The 14979-nt window shown below is 58.7% G+C and carries 12 protein-coding genes and 1 pseudogene; 7 read left to right on the forward strand and 6 right to left on the reverse strand.

The genetic code is table 11. The annotated features are described in order from the left end of the window. From IVB50_RS34945 to IVB50_RS34970, 6 genes and pseudogenes are all read left to right on the forward strand, one after another. Nucleotides 1-377, forward strand: a pseudogene (locus tag IVB50_RS34945) (protease); the annotation flags it as partial. 200 nt (nt 378-577) lie between these two features. Then, nucleotides 578-1420, forward strand: a complete 843-nt coding sequence (locus IVB50_RS34950; protein ID WP_247299457.1) for an AAC(3) family N-acetyltransferase — start codon at nt 578-580, stop codon at nt 1418-1420. Nucleotides 1421-1515: 95 nt separating this feature from the next. Continuing rightward, on the forward strand, nt 1516-1752 hold the full coding sequence (locus IVB50_RS34955; protein ID WP_247299458.1) for an acyl carrier protein: 237 nt from the start codon (nt 1516-1518) through the stop codon (nt 1750-1752). Between the two features lie 48 nt (nt 1753-1800). Then, nucleotides 1801-3678, forward strand: a complete 1878-nt coding sequence (locus IVB50_RS34960) for an HAD-IIIC family phosphatase (protein WP_247299459.1) — start codon at nt 1801-1803, stop codon at nt 3676-3678. A 13-nt stretch (nt 3679-3691) separates the two neighbouring features. Next, a complete protein-coding gene (locus IVB50_RS34965; RefSeq protein ID WP_247299462.1) occupies nt 3692-4633 on the forward strand; it encodes a methyltransferase domain-containing protein in 942 nt (313 codons plus the stop codon). Continuing rightward, the gene (locus IVB50_RS34970; RefSeq protein WP_247299464.1) at nt 4633-5082 is read left to right on the forward strand and encodes a VOC family protein; all 450 of its coding nucleotides are present in this window, start codon (nt 4633-4635) and stop codon (nt 5080-5082) included. The genes IVB50_RS34965 and IVB50_RS34970 overlap by 1 nt, the downstream gene beginning before the upstream one ends. 11 nt (nt 5083-5093) lie before the next feature. On the opposite strand, the gene IVB50_RS34975 is transcribed toward IVB50_RS34970, so the two are convergent. Beyond that, the gene (locus IVB50_RS34975) at nt 5094-6425 is read right to left on the reverse strand and encodes a hypothetical protein (protein WP_247299466.1); all 1332 of its coding nucleotides are present in this window, start codon (nt 6423-6425) and stop codon (nt 5094-5096) included. 271 nt (nt 6426-6696) lie between these two features. Between IVB50_RS34975 and IVB50_RS34980 the strand changes: the two genes are divergently transcribed. Further along, nucleotides 6697-8160 carry a hypothetical protein gene (locus tag IVB50_RS34980; protein ID WP_247299468.1) on the forward strand — a complete coding sequence of 488 codons (1464 nt, stop codon included), beginning with the start codon at nt 6697-6699 and terminating at the stop codon, nt 8158-8160. Between the two features lie 6 nt (nt 8161-8166). Here IVB50_RS34980 and IVB50_RS34985 read toward each other — a convergent pair whose 3' ends face one another. The 5 genes from IVB50_RS34985 to IVB50_RS35005 form a co-directional block, all read right to left on the reverse strand. Then, nucleotides 8167-9375, reverse strand: coding sequence for a glycosyltransferase (locus IVB50_RS34985; RefSeq protein ID WP_247299470.1), 1209 nt, complete (start codon nt 9373-9375; stop codon nt 8167-8169). A 6-nt stretch (nt 9376-9381) separates the two neighbouring features. Beyond that, nucleotides 9382-10149 carry a class I SAM-dependent methyltransferase gene (locus IVB50_RS34990; RefSeq protein ID WP_247299473.1) on the reverse strand — a complete coding sequence of 256 codons (768 nt, stop codon included), beginning with the start codon at nt 10147-10149 and terminating at the stop codon, nt 9382-9384. Between the two features lie 199 nt (nt 10150-10348). Further along, complete coding sequence (locus tag IVB50_RS34995) at nt 10349-11524, reverse strand: glycosyltransferase (protein ID WP_247299475.1); 1176 nt, start codon at nt 11522-11524, stop codon at nt 10349-10351. 276 nt (nt 11525-11800) lie between these two features. Beyond that, entirely contained in the window at nt 11801-13051 is a 1251-nt protein-coding gene (locus IVB50_RS35000; RefSeq protein ID WP_247299477.1) for a hypothetical protein, read from the reverse strand. Nucleotides 13052-13519: 468 nt separating this feature from the next. Continuing rightward, complete coding sequence (locus IVB50_RS35005) at nt 13520-14857, reverse strand: hypothetical protein (protein ID WP_247299479.1); 1338 nt, start codon at nt 14855-14857, stop codon at nt 13520-13522. Nucleotides 14858-14979 lie beyond the last annotated feature (122 nt).

The raw sequence follows: 14979 nt of genomic DNA on the forward strand, positions 1-14979 counted from the left end.
CGACGATTGAGGCGGTCGGTGCGACCAGCATGCTTCAGAGCGGCAGCAATTTTTACTTGAATCCGGTTGCGGGTGGGACGGGGCCCGCGCTGAAATACGGTGGATCGGCGGTGGTGGCGGGACAGTTCGGAGCCTGGACGCCGATCGGCACAGAGCAGATCTCATCCGGCTATGAGGTTGCCTGGCAGATCCCGGGTACGGATCAGTTCACCGTCTGGACGACCGACAGCAGCGGCAATTTCACGAGCAACACCGGAGCGGTCGCTGGCACCAGCCCGACGCTGGAGCAAGCCGAGATCATTCTTCATCAGGATCTGAATAGTGACGGGACGATTGGCGTTCCGGCGGCGACGATGAACCATTTCATCATAAGCTAAGCGTAAAAGCTTCGATGGCGGGTGGCTTGCTCAAGCCGCGCTAGCGGGGCGATTCACGCAATCCGGAATACCAGGATTTTGTCGACATCGGCCGGGTAGCCTGATAGCTCACGATCAGTACGCTAGGACACCCTAAACTGCTACCGCAAGAGATGTCAGCCTCAGTTCGACAGTTCGTAATCTCCACTCTGCGGCGCGCGTTGGGCCGGGAAGACCTTCGGTCTTACGTCCGGCTTCGCAGGCTTGCTGTCGAAAAGAGGTTCTTCAAAGATCCAATCTCGATCGCCGAGCTGCGGTCGGCCTTTGGGAGGCTGGGTATCAAGGCCGGTGCCACCATTTGGGTTCAGTCTTCCTGGAATGAATTCTACAACTTCCCCGGAAAGCCATCGTCGGTCATCGATTTGCTTCTCGACCTGATCGGTCCTGAGGGAACCTTGGTGATGTCCGCAATTCCCCTCAAGGTCGACGACCTCAAAATTCTCCAAATCCATAGAGAGCCTGTGTCTACCGGCCTGATCGCTGAGACGTTCAGGCGGTACCGGGGCGTCAAGCGCAGCATTCACAATTCGTCTTCGGTTGTTGCATTGGGGCCGAGTGCTGAGTTCCTCGTAAAGGACCATCATATGACGGAGACCCCGTGGGATCCCGAATCCCCCTATCAAAAACTGATGGATGTCGATGCTCTTTGTGTCGGGCTAGGAGTAGGGAGGTTTCTGGCAACCCTGACGCCGCTGCACGCCGTCGAAAGCATCCTTCGCCACGAGAATCCGGACTTTGCAGCGATTTTTCACGGCTCAACCACCTATCGGTGGCGCACGCGCGATGGGGATGAGGGGACGCATACCTATCTCAATCGTAACGGTGCATTCGACGCAGCATGGCTCGGCCAATATTATCCGCGCGATCAATACATCGAGTTCCGGCTGTCGAACGTGTGGATGTGGTCAATTCCGGCGCGCCACGCGATCATGACGGGTGTTTCCCTTGGTCGGCGTGGTATCAGCATGTACCGCATGCCTTGGTACAGGCGCTTTCTGGCCTGATTGCTATTGCCTTGAAATCAAACGGGAAAACTCCGGTTGAAGCGGCGTGGACCGGAGTATAAGAAGGCATTTCTCAAACTCGAAGGGCTTGATCAGTGGATAAACAGGCAGACGTCATTGGCCGATTGCAGGCAATTTTCCGGGAGGAACTCGATCTCCCGAATTTGCAGATTTCGCCGAAGTCCACTCCCGACGACGTGGACGGATGGGATAGCCTCGCGACGATTCGCGTTGTCGCTGCGGTCGAACGAGAATTCGATCGGGAGTTCGAAGCTGCGCAGATCGAGAGCATTCGCTCAGTGGGCGATTTGATCTCGATGATCGCCGCGTGACGTCGGCCAGTTCTTATCAGTCCCAGCGAGCCCGTCGTGATCAAGCCAATGATGAGGTGGTTGCCACAGCCTGCGGCAGGTGACATCGAGCTGACCCGCAGCCTCGGCGGAAGCAATGTCGCCGATCTGGTTCGTCTGGCCCAGTTTGAATGGGATGCAAGTGGCCTGCGCCGCCTCGCGGCGGCCCTCTCCGGAATCAAGGACTCGACGGGACAGGCCGGCCTGCAGTCGGTTCGCGTGCTGTTGCTCTCCAACTCGACCGCGCGACATCTGAAGGAAACGCTGATCGGCACCGGGCTCCGGCACGGTTTGCGTGTCGATGTCATGATTTCGGAATACGAAGATCCCGAGGTCTTGCTTGAGCGCGATCGCGACGGCATCGCCGCTTTCGGTCCCGATATCGTCGTCCTTGCGATGGACGTGCATGCCTTCGGCTTGCGGCCGGCGGCCGGGAATCCCGAGGCTGCGGCGGCAATCGCGGACCGGGCGGTCGATCGCCTGCGTGCGATCCGCGAGAGCTTCGGTTCGTCGCTCAAGAAGCCCGTCGTCTTTCAGACTTTGACGCCGGATTCCGTCCACGTCCGGCTGCATGTCGACCGGTTGATTCCGGGCTCGCACGCCGACCTCGTCGGCCGGGTCAATGCAGGATTGTCCGATTTTGTGAGATCCAGCGGCGACCTGTTGCTGGATGTGGCGATGCTGTCCGCAAGAATCGGCCAGGACAATTGGTACTCCGCACGACACTGGGCTTTGGCCAAGTATCCGTTCGCGCCCGAGAATGCGCCGCTGTACGCGGAGCATTTGCTCAGGCTGGTCGCGCTGAAGTTCGGCAAGTCGCGCCGGGTTCTCGTGCTCGATCTCGACAACACCATGTGGGGCGGCATCGTCGGCGACGACGGCAAGGAGAACCTGCTGCTCGGGCCCGGAAGTCCGGTCGGAGAAGCGCACTGCTCGCTCCAGGCCATGGCGAAGGAATTGCGCGACCGCGGCATCGTGCTCTGCGTATCCTCCAAGAACGAGGAGAGTGTCGCGCTGGATGCGTTTCGCACGCATCCGGAGATGGTGCTGGTCGAGGAGGACATCGCCGTCTTCCAGATCAACTGGACCGACAAGGCAGCCAATCTGCAGGCGCTATCGGAGATTCTCAGCCTCGGTCTCGATAGCTTTGTCTTTCTCGACGACAATCCTGCAGAGCGCGCGCAAATCCGCTTTGCCCTGCCTCAGGTCGCCGTGCCTGAAGTCCCCAAGGATGTGACCGAGTGGATTCCGGTCTTTCAGTCGGCGTGCTATTTTGAGACCACGGGATTCACGGCGGAGGATCGCGACCGGGCGGCCTACTATCGGGCCGACGCCAGGCGCACGGCCCAGCTGCAGTCGTTCGCACGGCAGGAGGATTATCTCCAGTCGCTCGATATGGAATTGCAGATCAATCCGTTCGATGCGATAGGGCGCAAGCGGATCGCGCAATTGATCTCGAAGTCCAACCAGTTCAACCTGACGACCAGACGCTATTCGGAAGCCGACGTGGCGTCGGCCGAGGCCGATCCGCGCCGCATCACCATGCAGATGCGTCTCAGCGACGTCTTTGGCGACAACGGCATGATCGGCGTCGTCATCGCGGACATCCGCCCGGATGCGATCGAGATCGATACGTGGCTGATGTCGTGCCGCGTCCTCGGACGTGGCGTTCCCGAGGCGACACTGGATGTGCTCGTTGCTCGCGCACGGGATCTGGGCAAGGGGTTCGTGCGCGGCGTCTACATCCCGACCAAGAAGAACATGATGGTCGCGGATCACTACCGCAATCTGGGATTCCAATTGACCGGCGAGCGCCCCGGCGGCGAGACCGCCTGGGAGCTCTCCGTGAATGCTTATCAGGACAAAAGGCCGCCCATCCGCATTCGCGATGCCGTTGGCGCGTATTGAGGGAGAGCAGACCTTGAGCACGGCATCAAGCTTGATCGATGAACAGCTTTTTCCGCAGCTCGCTGCGCTGATGCGGATTCAATATGAGAGGACGCCGGCGCATCGTGCCTATCTCGAGACGCGGTTCTCACACGCGTCGGCGGAAGACTTCACGACGCTCGAGGAGCTCGCCAGCCAGATTCGCCAGATCGCTGGTCCGCGCCTTGGCGAAATTTGCGACGGCTACGATTTCATCTGCAAGATCGTGCGCGAGGAAGAGATCTTCTTCCGGCGGAAAGGGCGATACAGGCTCCAGACTTTCGAGGAGGCCAATCGTCTGGTCTACAGCGATACCGAATATATGGGCCGGTATATGGACGGCCTGCTCCTGACCCAGATCTACTGGTCGAACCACACGGCTTGCTATCAGTTCTATCGCAACGTGTTCCTGAAGCAGGCGCCCGCCGGCTACGACTATCTGGAAATCGGTCCGGGACACGGATTACTGCTCTATCAGGCCCTCAAGGACGAGAGATCGGGCAGTGTGAAGGGCTGGGACGTCAGCAAGGCGAGCATCGGCCAGACCTGGGATGCGCTGACGGTCATGGGCATGGCGGGCAAGAAGCCCGAGCTCGTTCTGCAGGATCTGTACGCCGTTCCGGACGACAGCGCGAAGTTCGATTGCCTCACCTTCTCCGAGGTTCTCGAGCATCTGGAAGATCCGAAGGGCGCCCTGGTCAAGTTGCGGTCGCTACTCAAGCCGACTGGCCGGCTGTTCGTGAATGTTCCGATCAACAGCCCCGCTCCGGATCATCTCTATCTGCTGCGATCGCCGGAAGAAGCGGTCGAAGCGGTCCGTGCGGCCGGCTTTGAGATTGAACGCGCGGAATTCTTCCCGATGACCAACCACACGATGGAGCAGGCACGGAAGCACAAACTGACGATCTCCGCCTGCATCATCGCAAGTCCGAACTGATGTCATCTCCCGCGCGCCCCGAGCTGATCTTCGACCATGTGGGCCTGGTCGTGCGGGACCTGACGTCCGGCTTCGCGAATGTCTGCTCTTTGCTGCCGATCGTTTCGGCCACGCAGGTCTATGACGATCAGGTGCTGGGCGTCTCCGTCCAGTTTCTGCGCGACGCCGGCGGCGTCATGTTTGAACTCATCGCGCCGCTCGGGGACAATTCTCCCGTCGCGAAGATCGCTGCGTCCGGCAGCGGCGTGATCAATCAGGTCGCCTATCGGGTCAGCAATCTGGAGGTGGCTGCGGAATATTTCCGCGCCCGCGGTGCCACGCCGACGGGCGCGGCGAAGCCCGCGATCGCCTTCGACGGCGCTCCGGTGCAGTTTTTTCTGACCAGGGAATTCGTCGTCGTCGAGCTAATCGAGAGCGCAGGCACTTCGCGCGAATTTGTCCCGGTCTAAGGGCGCATCCGTCAGCCGGCGCGCTGAAGGCTCGCGCGAGCTGCTTCGAACGCACGCTGCACGCAGGACAACACCGCTGGGCCGATCTGGCCGGCATCGAAATGGCCGGCAAATCCAAATAGGGATTGAAAGCCCTCGACCTCATATCCGCCTTCGGGGACCTGCGCCGTCGTCGGAAGGTATCCACAAAGCGATCCCAGATAGCCTGCGTAAAGACGGATGCATCCCGGCGACTTGGGGACAGCTTTCCCGATCTCGGCTTCCCATTCGACCGACGGTTCTGCCGAGAGCGCGACGATCTCGAGCGCGTCATCGAAACCCAGAACCTGCACGCACAGGGGTTTCGGCGGCGCTTTGCCGCGAAAGAAGCTGCTCAGCGGGATGCTGGCCGAACCGATCCGCAACTGCTGCGGGCTGAACTTTCTTGCCGCCGGTTGCCGCACAATCTTGTCCAGTTCGCTCGCGAGGCTATCGCTCCAGCGACGCCAGTCTTCCACCGATAGGGACGGAAAGAGATTCCCGAAGAACACAATTCGCACCAATCGCTGGATGTGCTCGCGAAGCGGGACAGACCGCGGTGCCGGCACGATGTGCGGCCTGATATTGCCGCAAAATCCTGTCAGGAACAGGCACGGGATGGGACCGAGCCTTTGGCGAAGCCGCTCGCGAACCTTGCCGGGAAAGTCGGCGCTGATCGCATTGGTCGGGATGACGGCCGTGGGATGGCAGGTGTAGTGCCAGAGCAGTGCAACGGGCCGATCGTCGCGGACATCCCGCACAAGCAGCACGGTCGCCAGTTCGTTCTTCGGCCCCTTCGGGTTCGGCGAGAAGGCGATGCTGGTCAGGTTGAAGCCGTGCATCCTGCCGACCGTCGGAAACGGCCAGTAGCGGCGGCGGTTGATCGAGTGCCGGAGCGAGCCTTTGAAGATCTCGAAAACAACTTCCGTAGGCTCCTGCTGCTGGATTTGTCCGACAAGATTGTCGACGGCATCGCCAAGCTCCGCCACGTACCGCTCATCGGGAATGCCGAGCGGAGCGCAGGCCTTGTCGGTCGCGGGAGCGCCGTGGGTGTGAGTTGCCTGCAAGACGATCTCGTCGCGGCCGAAGCCCCGCTTCTCGAGCTTGCTGACCACGAGATCCTGAAGCTCCGAGCCGACCTGTAACAGGTCGAAGGAAAGAAGAAGGGTTCGGCGGCCAGAGCCCTCGAACAAAATGGCTCCGACTTCAATGGGGTCGAGAACGTCGGCGCAGGGGGCGATCCTCGACGGATAGCCGGCAAGCCGGACGGGGCGAACGCGCGGCGTGATGTCCCGGTGGCCCACTCGCGCAACGATCTTCGACAACGTTCGGCCCTCTGTCATCCGGATGGAGCGGATGTCAGTACCCAATTCCACAACGTTCGTCCAAGCCGGAACCGGCATCTCATCGCTTGTATGCGGGCGAGCGGAATACTAAGGCTTACCCGGCGATGGAACAGCGGCATATTCGGAGCGGGACAGTGATTGGCCAGATGTGCCGTTTCCAGCAGGTCAAACTGCCTCGCCCGTGCAAAACGTGACCGAATCCGGCCCAAGCCGCGCTCGCCGCATCCTGGGTGGATGGTCGGCGAACTCGATGATCGTTCTGCTTGCGCTCACGCAGCAGATCGTTCTCATTCCGTTCTTTCTAAGATATCTGGGGCATGAGACGCTCTCGGCGTGGCTCACGATCTTCGCCGCGGGGAGCCTGGTGCAGGCTGCCGATCCCGGCCTTCACGCATGGAGCCTGAACCGCTTTCTTTCGGTCAAGGCGCAAGCCGACGCCGATCGTCGTACCCGTCGCTATTTCGCCGGCGTCCTGCTGCTTTTCATTGGTGTCGTCGCGGGCCTGATCGCAATCATCGGCATCCTGCTGATGCTGGTGAATCCCGCCAATGTTCTCGGGTTTCGTAACGAGCCCGGCTTCAACCTGACGTTCGCGATCGTGACGCTTGGCCTTGCGACCACGCTCCCGGTGAACCTCGCCAGCTCGCTCTTTCGCGCCCGCGGCTTGTATGGCCGCGTCGTTGCCGTGCAGGCGTGGGGGACGGGGCTTGGCCAGCTCGCGCAGGTGATTGCGGTCTTGCTAACCGGCAACCTTCTGGTCCTGGCGTTGGCGTTTGTTGCCGGGCAGGTCGGCGTCTCCGCGTTCATTCTCGTCTCCGATCTGAGACGGCAATTCCCGTTTTTGAGCGGTCTGCCGCGGGGTGTCTCCTGGAGGTGGGCGAGGGCTCAATTCACCGGCGCATTTCCGTTCGGTGTTATGAATTTTGCTGAAGTCGGAATGTCGTATCTTTCGGTGCTTCTCGTCGGAGCCCTGGTGAGCGATCGGGCGGCGATCGCGCAATGGGTTCTCACCAGAACTGTCGCGAACTTCCTGCGTGGCCTTTGCTACCAATTCTCGCTGCCGATTGCGGCGGAGCTCGGCCATGACCATGCCATGGGGGCGCGGGACAGCCTGCGGGCACTTTATGCCCGAGGGTTATTCATCGTGACTTTTACGGTCAGCCTGATCACGGGTGGCCTGTTGTCGTTCTGGCGCGAGTTCTTCGAGCTCTGGACTGCAGGAGCAATTCCATATGACGCGACGCTTGCAATAGTATTGATTGGCGGCACGTGCTTGGTCACGCCGGCAACGTTCGCCATGAGCTACGCAAGCTACAGCGACAAAGGCACACTTCTGCTTTGGACTAAGTCGCTGCAGATTGCGATATTCTTCGGCTTGGCGGCGTTCCTGATCCCGGCTCTTGGCCCGCTGGGGGCTGCGATCAGTCTCACCTCCGGAGATATCCTGGCCCAGCTTGGCATCCTGTTCTCGCTGCTGTTGATTCAGACGCTGCACCATCCGATTCGACACGCGGTGCTTCTGTTCGGAATGATGGTGGCCGTTGTGGCGACCGGCCTGGCGATGGGGATAGTAGCGCGCTACGCGGTGCCCGGAACCGGATTTGTCGGTTTGGTCCAGCAATGCAGCGTTTGGCTCGCCGGCATGGCGCTGATCAGCTCTCCGTTGGCGAGAAGCGACATACGGACCAAGCTCATCCAGAGCATTCCGCATTAAAACACGTCAGCGCGACATCAGCGCAAGACGATGCTTCAGCCGATCCATCTGCTGGGCGAAGTGGCGTCGTCCGAGCTCGGTTTCGCTCGCGAACTGCTGCAGCCGCCTTTCACCAGCTTCGCGCAGCCGCTCGGAGGTCCCGGTGTTCCTCAAGCTGATGATCGCATTGGCCAGCGAATCCGGATCGTCATAGTCGAACAGGATCGCGGCATCGCCCGCTTGCGCCTTGAACGCCTCGGGATAAATGACGGGTGTTCCGACGGCCCAGGCTTCGAGTGGAGGCAGGTTGGTCGGGCCGAAATAGCTCGGCATGACCAGGGCGGAGGCTCCTCGATAGAGGGCGCCGAGGTCGGACGAATCGATGAAGCCTATGGTGGAAACCTGTGCGGAGAGACCGTGGGCGGCGGTGGCCGCTTCGATTTTTTCGAGACCGCCCCGATCCGAACCGCACAGCACCAGGCGCTCTATGATGCCTCTTTCGCGCAACAGCGAGAGCGCCATCAATAATGTCATGTGGTTTTTGTGAGGCCAGAACTGGGCCGGATAGAACAGATAGCCGGGCTCAAGCCCGTGCTTCCGCAGGATCGCGGCGTCAGCTTCGCCGTCTTTTCTCGACCGCGCGACATAAATTGATGGCAAGAGGGGTATGTAGACGGCGCGGTCGCGCTCCATGGCGTAGTGCCGGCAGAGACTGTCGATCAGTTCAGGCGCGTTGGCGATCACAATGGCTGCCTTCGCGCAGGCGAGGCCGAACAAGACCTCCCGCCGTTCAAATTCGCCGAACGCTCGAACCTCCGGGAATTCCGGAGTGTCGCGGTGGCAGGTATCGAAGACCGTGATAGTGAACGGAAGCTGGTAAAGCAGGAGATGCCGCTTCGAAGTCGACGTGAAATGAACGACGTCGATCCCATCCTTGATCAGAGTCCTCTCGAATGGCGACTTGGCCTTGAGTGCAATCTGGACGAGATCAAACGGGCGGCAGTATTTGAGGAAGAGAAATACGTGATCCAAAACGCCGAATTTGAGCAGGTGGCCAGAGATGCCGAATTCTTTCAGGGCTTCTATAGTCCGCGAATAGGGCGAATACACCACGACCACATTGCCGGATTTCTTCGCCCAATCATGGAGCCATAACGCATCGTTCAGGGGCTGCTGGAAGCCGCCGCCAACTTCAATGGCTTGTTCCAGCATCACGGCCAGGCGCAACGGTCTCACCTCAACTCACTCCTTGGGGCTTTTTCTGGCGACGGAGTAGGCGGCCCAAGTCTTCGAATTCGGCGATTCCTCAGAAAGCCAAGCATAGCTGCCCACAGCTTCGAAGTTGCAAGCGCGAAGCGAGTTCTCGATCTCGAACGGAAACCAGTAGCGAATCCGGTGCGTTTCGTCCACGCGACGGATCAAGGACTGGTCCGTGTCTTCGCAGAAAAGCGTATAGTTGACAGAAACTGTCGCATTCAGCTCGTCGTGATCCGATTGCGCGATGCGCGTGACGCGCAACGGCGTCCTTTCCTTGACCTTGACCCTCGTCTCGACGCCTTGCGCAAGAACGGCGCCGCCATACCAGTAGTCGAACAGGAAAATGCCGCCCGGTCTTAGAGCGGAATAGGCTGTCCTGAAAAACCCTTCCAATCTCTCTCGATCCTTCTGGTAGCTTGCGACATGAAACAGCGATACGACCGTGTCGAAATCGCGCTCCGCTCCGGCTTCGCAGGCATCACCCTGGCGAAAAGGAATGGCAAATCCCGCCTGTTCGGCGCGACTGGTCGCCTGCGCGATCATTTCGGGGCTGAGATCGATACCGGCGGTACTCCAGCCACGGCGGGCGAGCTCGATGGCATGCATCCCCGTTCCGCAGCCGAGGTCGAGCAGCTTGCCGGAAGCTACGCCATGATGGCGCAGACGTCCTTCAACGAACGCCGCTTCGGACGAATAGTCCTTGTCTTCGTAAAGAAGGTCGTACCAGGGGGCGTATTCGGCAAAGACGCTCACGTCGGATTTTCTCTCAGAGCCTGCGCGGAGCGCGCGAGCCGGTCCTTGGTCGGCAACGAAACGGCGGTTGCTCGACGCAGTTCACTTAAGATTCCTCAAAAATCCAATTATTACAATATGTTGGATTTGAGTAGAGCTGACTCTGGCCATTTTCCAAGGTTGCGTCAAGCTCGCCGCTGCGAACATGTCAACGTCCCGCCTAGGCAATCAGATTGAGAATCTCCTGCACGCGGGCACGAAAGTTGTGGCGGGCGAGGGTCGTCTGTTGCCCGGCTGCGGCAACGGCCCTGCGCTCGGCATCGTCTCCGAGATAACGTTCGATCGCAGCCGAGCAATCCTCAGGAGATCGCCAAACCACGACATCTCGATCGGCTTCGAAAAGCGTGTGCAGATTTTGCTTGAAATCCGTCAGCAGAAAGGACCCTACGCCAGTGGCCTCGAACAACCGCATGTTCCCGGCTTCATCGCCTGCGATGTCGATGTGGGAGTTCAGACTGATCCGCGACCGCCTGAGAACGTCGTACATCTCCGAGCCCCACACTTCCCCCTGAAAGCACCGCCGAAGCCGTGATGTCGAGGGAAGCGAGTTCGGAATGTTCCCCCATAGCTTGAGGTCGTGGCGCTCTGCGACGAATTCCAGAAGTGCAATCCGCTCGCGGTGATCTTCCGATACTGAACCCACGAACGAGACGTCGATGTCGGGAGCAGGCCGCGCAGGGAGCGCATCCAGGACGGCCGGCTCAAACGCAAGGTGGCAGACCTCGGCGCGGACGCCCGCCGCCCGAAATGCCCTGACCACCCTGGGCAATTGCGACAGCATCAGGTCATACGTGTTCCAGTCTTCTCCTTTGCTCGGCTCAATGCCGACCTGTCCGATGATAAGGCGTACCCCCAGGTCCCTAATGCGCCGCACCAGTCTCGTGCTGACATAAAAAACATCCTGGTTGAGGACGAGGTCCGGTTTGAAATGCGCGATCTGAGCGAGCAGAACACGTTCGGCCTGCTCACTCAGACGCGGGCTCAATCCTAGGCGGCGGCCCAATGGCCGCAGTGCCGGCTTCAATGGTGCCATGGTCCGCTGGAGCCATCCCGGCAACCGTTGCTTCCTGCTCGCACTGAGATTGGCTTCTGTATCGAACGCCATGCCGTGTTCACGCGCCCAAGCCGACTGTAGCCACAGGTTGTTGACGTGAACGTCGGCGGCTTGGTGGCCCAGTGCCCTTAGATTGCGCGAATAGAAATCTGCGACGCCGAAGAGGCTCTCGTTTCGTGCGACCATCTGTTCCGCGTAACCTGCTGTCTGCAGCCCGGGGTGGCGACCGTATAGCCAGGCCAGGAATCGAGGGTAATCGGCATTCAGGACGAGCGTACGCATCGAACTCAAACCCTTACGATGGTGACCGGTTCTGAAGTTCTCCGGCAAGAAGTGCATTTGCGGCGCCAGACACCACCCACCGAGGCCATCCCCTCGCTAGGCAGCAGAGACGCGTTAAGTTTTCCGACCGGATAGTTATTCTCCATCATTAACCAAGATTTTCGTCGTAGGGGCAAGCTGTCAGGTGCTTCATCGACGAGATCTGGCAGAAGTCCGTAAGTTCATGTCGCGAGAAGAAATCGTTGTAAACGTCAATTGCGGTCGACCGAAATGCGATCATTGGAAATCCTTTGGCCCGCTAGAGCGCACTGCCGCCGTCACATGATCGATGTAGGTGATCGCAATGCCAAGCATGGAGAAAAGAACGAAATCTCTGCTGAGTCGCCCGTGGGCTAAACTGATTAAAACCGCAAAGGTCAACATGCAAATGATGAAGCGTTCGGTTTCGTCAAATCGGGCAGTTGGGATCAGACGAAAAAATGCGATGGCGATCATCGCGGAAAGGGCGATGCCGCCCATCCAACCAAATTCTATGAAGGCTTGGAAAACAGAGTTGTGCGGTGGGAACCCCTTCATGCAGGAGTCCTTCATGAAACCGTCGAGACCCAAGCCAAACAATCCAGCGCGCGGTATCAGGTAGAGGGAGTCTTGCCAAAGCGCCTTTCGCTCCGCGAACGAATTTCTCATGTTGACCTCCATCGCGCAACTTGGCGCCGTTTTGGCCGGAGATACTAGTTTTTCCGATGTTGGGGGGGGCGGCATGGGCTCGCTTCGATGGGCGGTCCTCTCCGTCATGAATCCGATTAGGACCGGGATTTTATCAAACCGGATAAGAATTCCGCACCCTGCGCCGAGAACGATGCTGGCGGCTATCATTGAAGTGAAGGCGCGTTGCTTGCCTATGTTGAGCAACCAAGACAGGCCTAGGGTTGCCAACATGGCGGCAAACGTGAATCGGACGAGGGCGGCTGCAAAAATCGCGCTCGTCACAAGCACCAATACCAAGATTAACGTCGCCTGCTTCGGCGTTCGTTTTTGAGTAGTTACGGCAATAACAAAGAAGCCAAGGGCCATTAAAAAGTGTGTGCCGGCAGCATCATTGCCAAAAACAATCGGCTTGCCCTCATACACAGGCCATTGTTCGAAGATGGCGTAGGCGGTTGCGCAAGCGCCAATGATTGCGATGTACAGGCTAGTGGCTCCGAAGGCCGTCTTGACGCGGTCTGTGATGCAGACAAACCGACAGACCGGGCAGCAGGCGACGGAGACCACAAAGATTGCAGTCTCTTTGAAGCCAGCAGTCAGACCATTCATCGCGTAGGATATTGCAGCCGCGAGAACAAAGCCACCAAACAAGTAATCTAAGTAGCCCAGCTTGATGTGCCTCATGCTCAAAATGAGGATGGTGGCCTCGCAAGCTATAAGAAGCGATCCGCTAAACGTTGGGTTCCCTGCCACGCCCGCAGTGCTGAAGATGATGATGAAGACCGTGTTGATCGAGAAGAGGATCGCGAGCGTGGCTCCCACCAACGTCTCGGCGCGAAAAGTAGCTGATCGAGTCACGCTTTAGAACCTCCCAGATCCATCCCGTCGTTCTCCGGCAAAAAAGTGAGCGGGAGAATGCTCTCGTCGCCCAGAGAGCTGCCCCCCTTGTTGGACAGCGCGTGGATTACTGCCGCGTTACACTGAACGCGGAGCTTTGCGATTTTACAGCAGCGTCGGTGCGCATAGCCCGACCAGAGCTGCTGCAATTCGCGCGGCGAAAATCGTGCCGATGTCGCCATCGCTTGTACGCCGAAATAGGCCTCATCGGGTGCATGTCCGTCAAGGCTTGAGTGTGGACGTCGCCGATTAAAAAAGGCTAATCAGTGCCGACCTGTCCCATGACGACGCGTAGTCCCAAGTTCTGCATGCGCCACATCAATCCCGTTCGTGTGAATGACAAGTAGCGCGAAAGCGAGTGCGCCGACGATGGTCCCTGATCGGAGAAACGCGTCATTCTGACTCTGGAGGGCTGTGGACCTCGTCTTGCAGTGCTGTGCCCGGTGTCACGTACCATAGAAGAAATAGGACGGCGGCGCCGTTGGTTATGAGCATAACGGTCAATGGTATGTTCAGGAAAAGGTGAAGCTGCAATCCGCTTGAAAGCAGGACAAAGCGTTCAGGCAATCCGGCGGAGGCGCGGTTTGCAAGGATGATAACGAGCCCGCATACAAAGGCCGAGACGGGAGCCAGCAGGGGGCCCACCGAAGCGATGCCCTCGGTCGCGAACAGTGACGCGTTAAAGTACCCGAGGCGATAGCTGTTCTGCATGTAGACAGAAAGCTGTTCTTCGTACGGGCACGATACGAGCGCCTTGATTACGTTGACATGGCAAAAATGCGTGAGTGCGTGGGATGAAAAGAAGTCGTTGTAGAAGTCGAGTGCGCTCGCGGGCATTCCGATCATTCGAAAATTGACTGTCCCGAAGTAGACCAGGAACGGGTATCCCGCCATCAAGTCAAGTTTGTATGCCATCATCAACAATATGCCCGTCGAGATCGGCAGCAAAAGTGAGAGAATGATTGCTGTCCGGGACTCGAAATAGATCGACAGCAGCGTGAGGAACAGCAGCCATCCCGGCGCAAGCAATGTAAGTTTAGTCAGGGTGACGGGATAAAACAGCACAAGAAGTATCAAGCATAGCACTGCGTATCCGTACCGCTGCAGTTGAACAAAGCCCGCATAGGCAAACGGCAATAGAGCGCCGCAGACGATGCCAATGGCGTATTGGAGCGGTCTTGGAAACGAGATCTGCTCGCGAAATTGATAAATGTCGAGTGGACTGATGAATTGGCGATTGAAGGACGCGCCGGCTGCCAAAACAATGATCGATACCGCGAGAATTGCCCATAGCAGCTTATGGAATTGCTTGGCCGTCAACTTCAATCGCGGGGGAGAAACCGGAAGGTTCAGGAACAGCGCAGGAACGAGAAAGGCGATCCCGGAGGCGAAGGCCGAAATTGCAGCTATGCGATGGTCATACCCAAACGTCGAGAATTCGATAAGCCAAAGATAGCCCAGGATGAGCGTGAAGAAATAGAAGCTAAGCGCATATCCGAAACTGAAGCGTTGTCTTACAAAGACGACCGACAACAGGGCAAACGGGGTGGCCGTGGCTGCCGCGACGAGCAGGCGAGAAAGGTTGTTCTCCGCGAGGAGCAGCAGGCTTCCGTAGTATTCGCCCACGAAAATCAAGGATACGCAAGACGTTAGGACGTGGCATGCGATGAGCATCGCCAGCCTCGATCGGGACTCCGGCGGCGAGGGGGCGGAGACGTCGTTGATATTCATTGATATCGATTGTGTCCTGCGGAGTGTGTTCGCTCGGTATCATGGAAGGTGGTGCGTTGCCACAGATGACGAAGTCGGTCTGTGGTCGGTCACTGACTTGGAGTTCCCGTTCGGGCTATCGA

Origin of the sequence: Bradyrhizobium sp. 87 (assembly GCF_023073015.1) — a bacterium.
In the GTDB taxonomy this organism is placed as follows: Bacteria; Pseudomonadota; Alphaproteobacteria; order Rhizobiales; family Xanthobacteraceae; genus Bradyrhizobium; species Bradyrhizobium canariense_D.

What these genes read in the sequence shown, in the direction of transcription:
- IVB50_RS35005 (WP_247299479.1), bottom strand. Translation starts at nt 14,857, where the DNA reads ATGAATATCAACGACGTCTCCGCCCCCTCGCCGCCGGAGTCCCGATCG.
- IVB50_RS34995 (WP_247299475.1), bottom strand. Translation starts at nt 11,524, where the DNA reads ATGCGTACGCTCGTCCTGAATGCCGATTACCCTCGATTCCTGGCCTGG.
- IVB50_RS34970 (WP_247299464.1), top strand. Translation starts at nt 4,633, where the DNA reads ATGTCATCTCCCGCGCGCCCCGAGCTGATCTTCGACCATGTGGGCCTG.
- IVB50_RS34960 (WP_247299459.1), top strand. Translation starts at nt 1,801, where the DNA reads ATGATGAGGTGGTTGCCACAGCCTGCGGCAGGTGACATCGAGCTGACC.
- IVB50_RS34980 (WP_247299468.1), top strand. Translation starts at nt 6,697, where the DNA reads ATGATCGTTCTGCTTGCGCTCACGCAGCAGATCGTTCTCATTCCGTTC.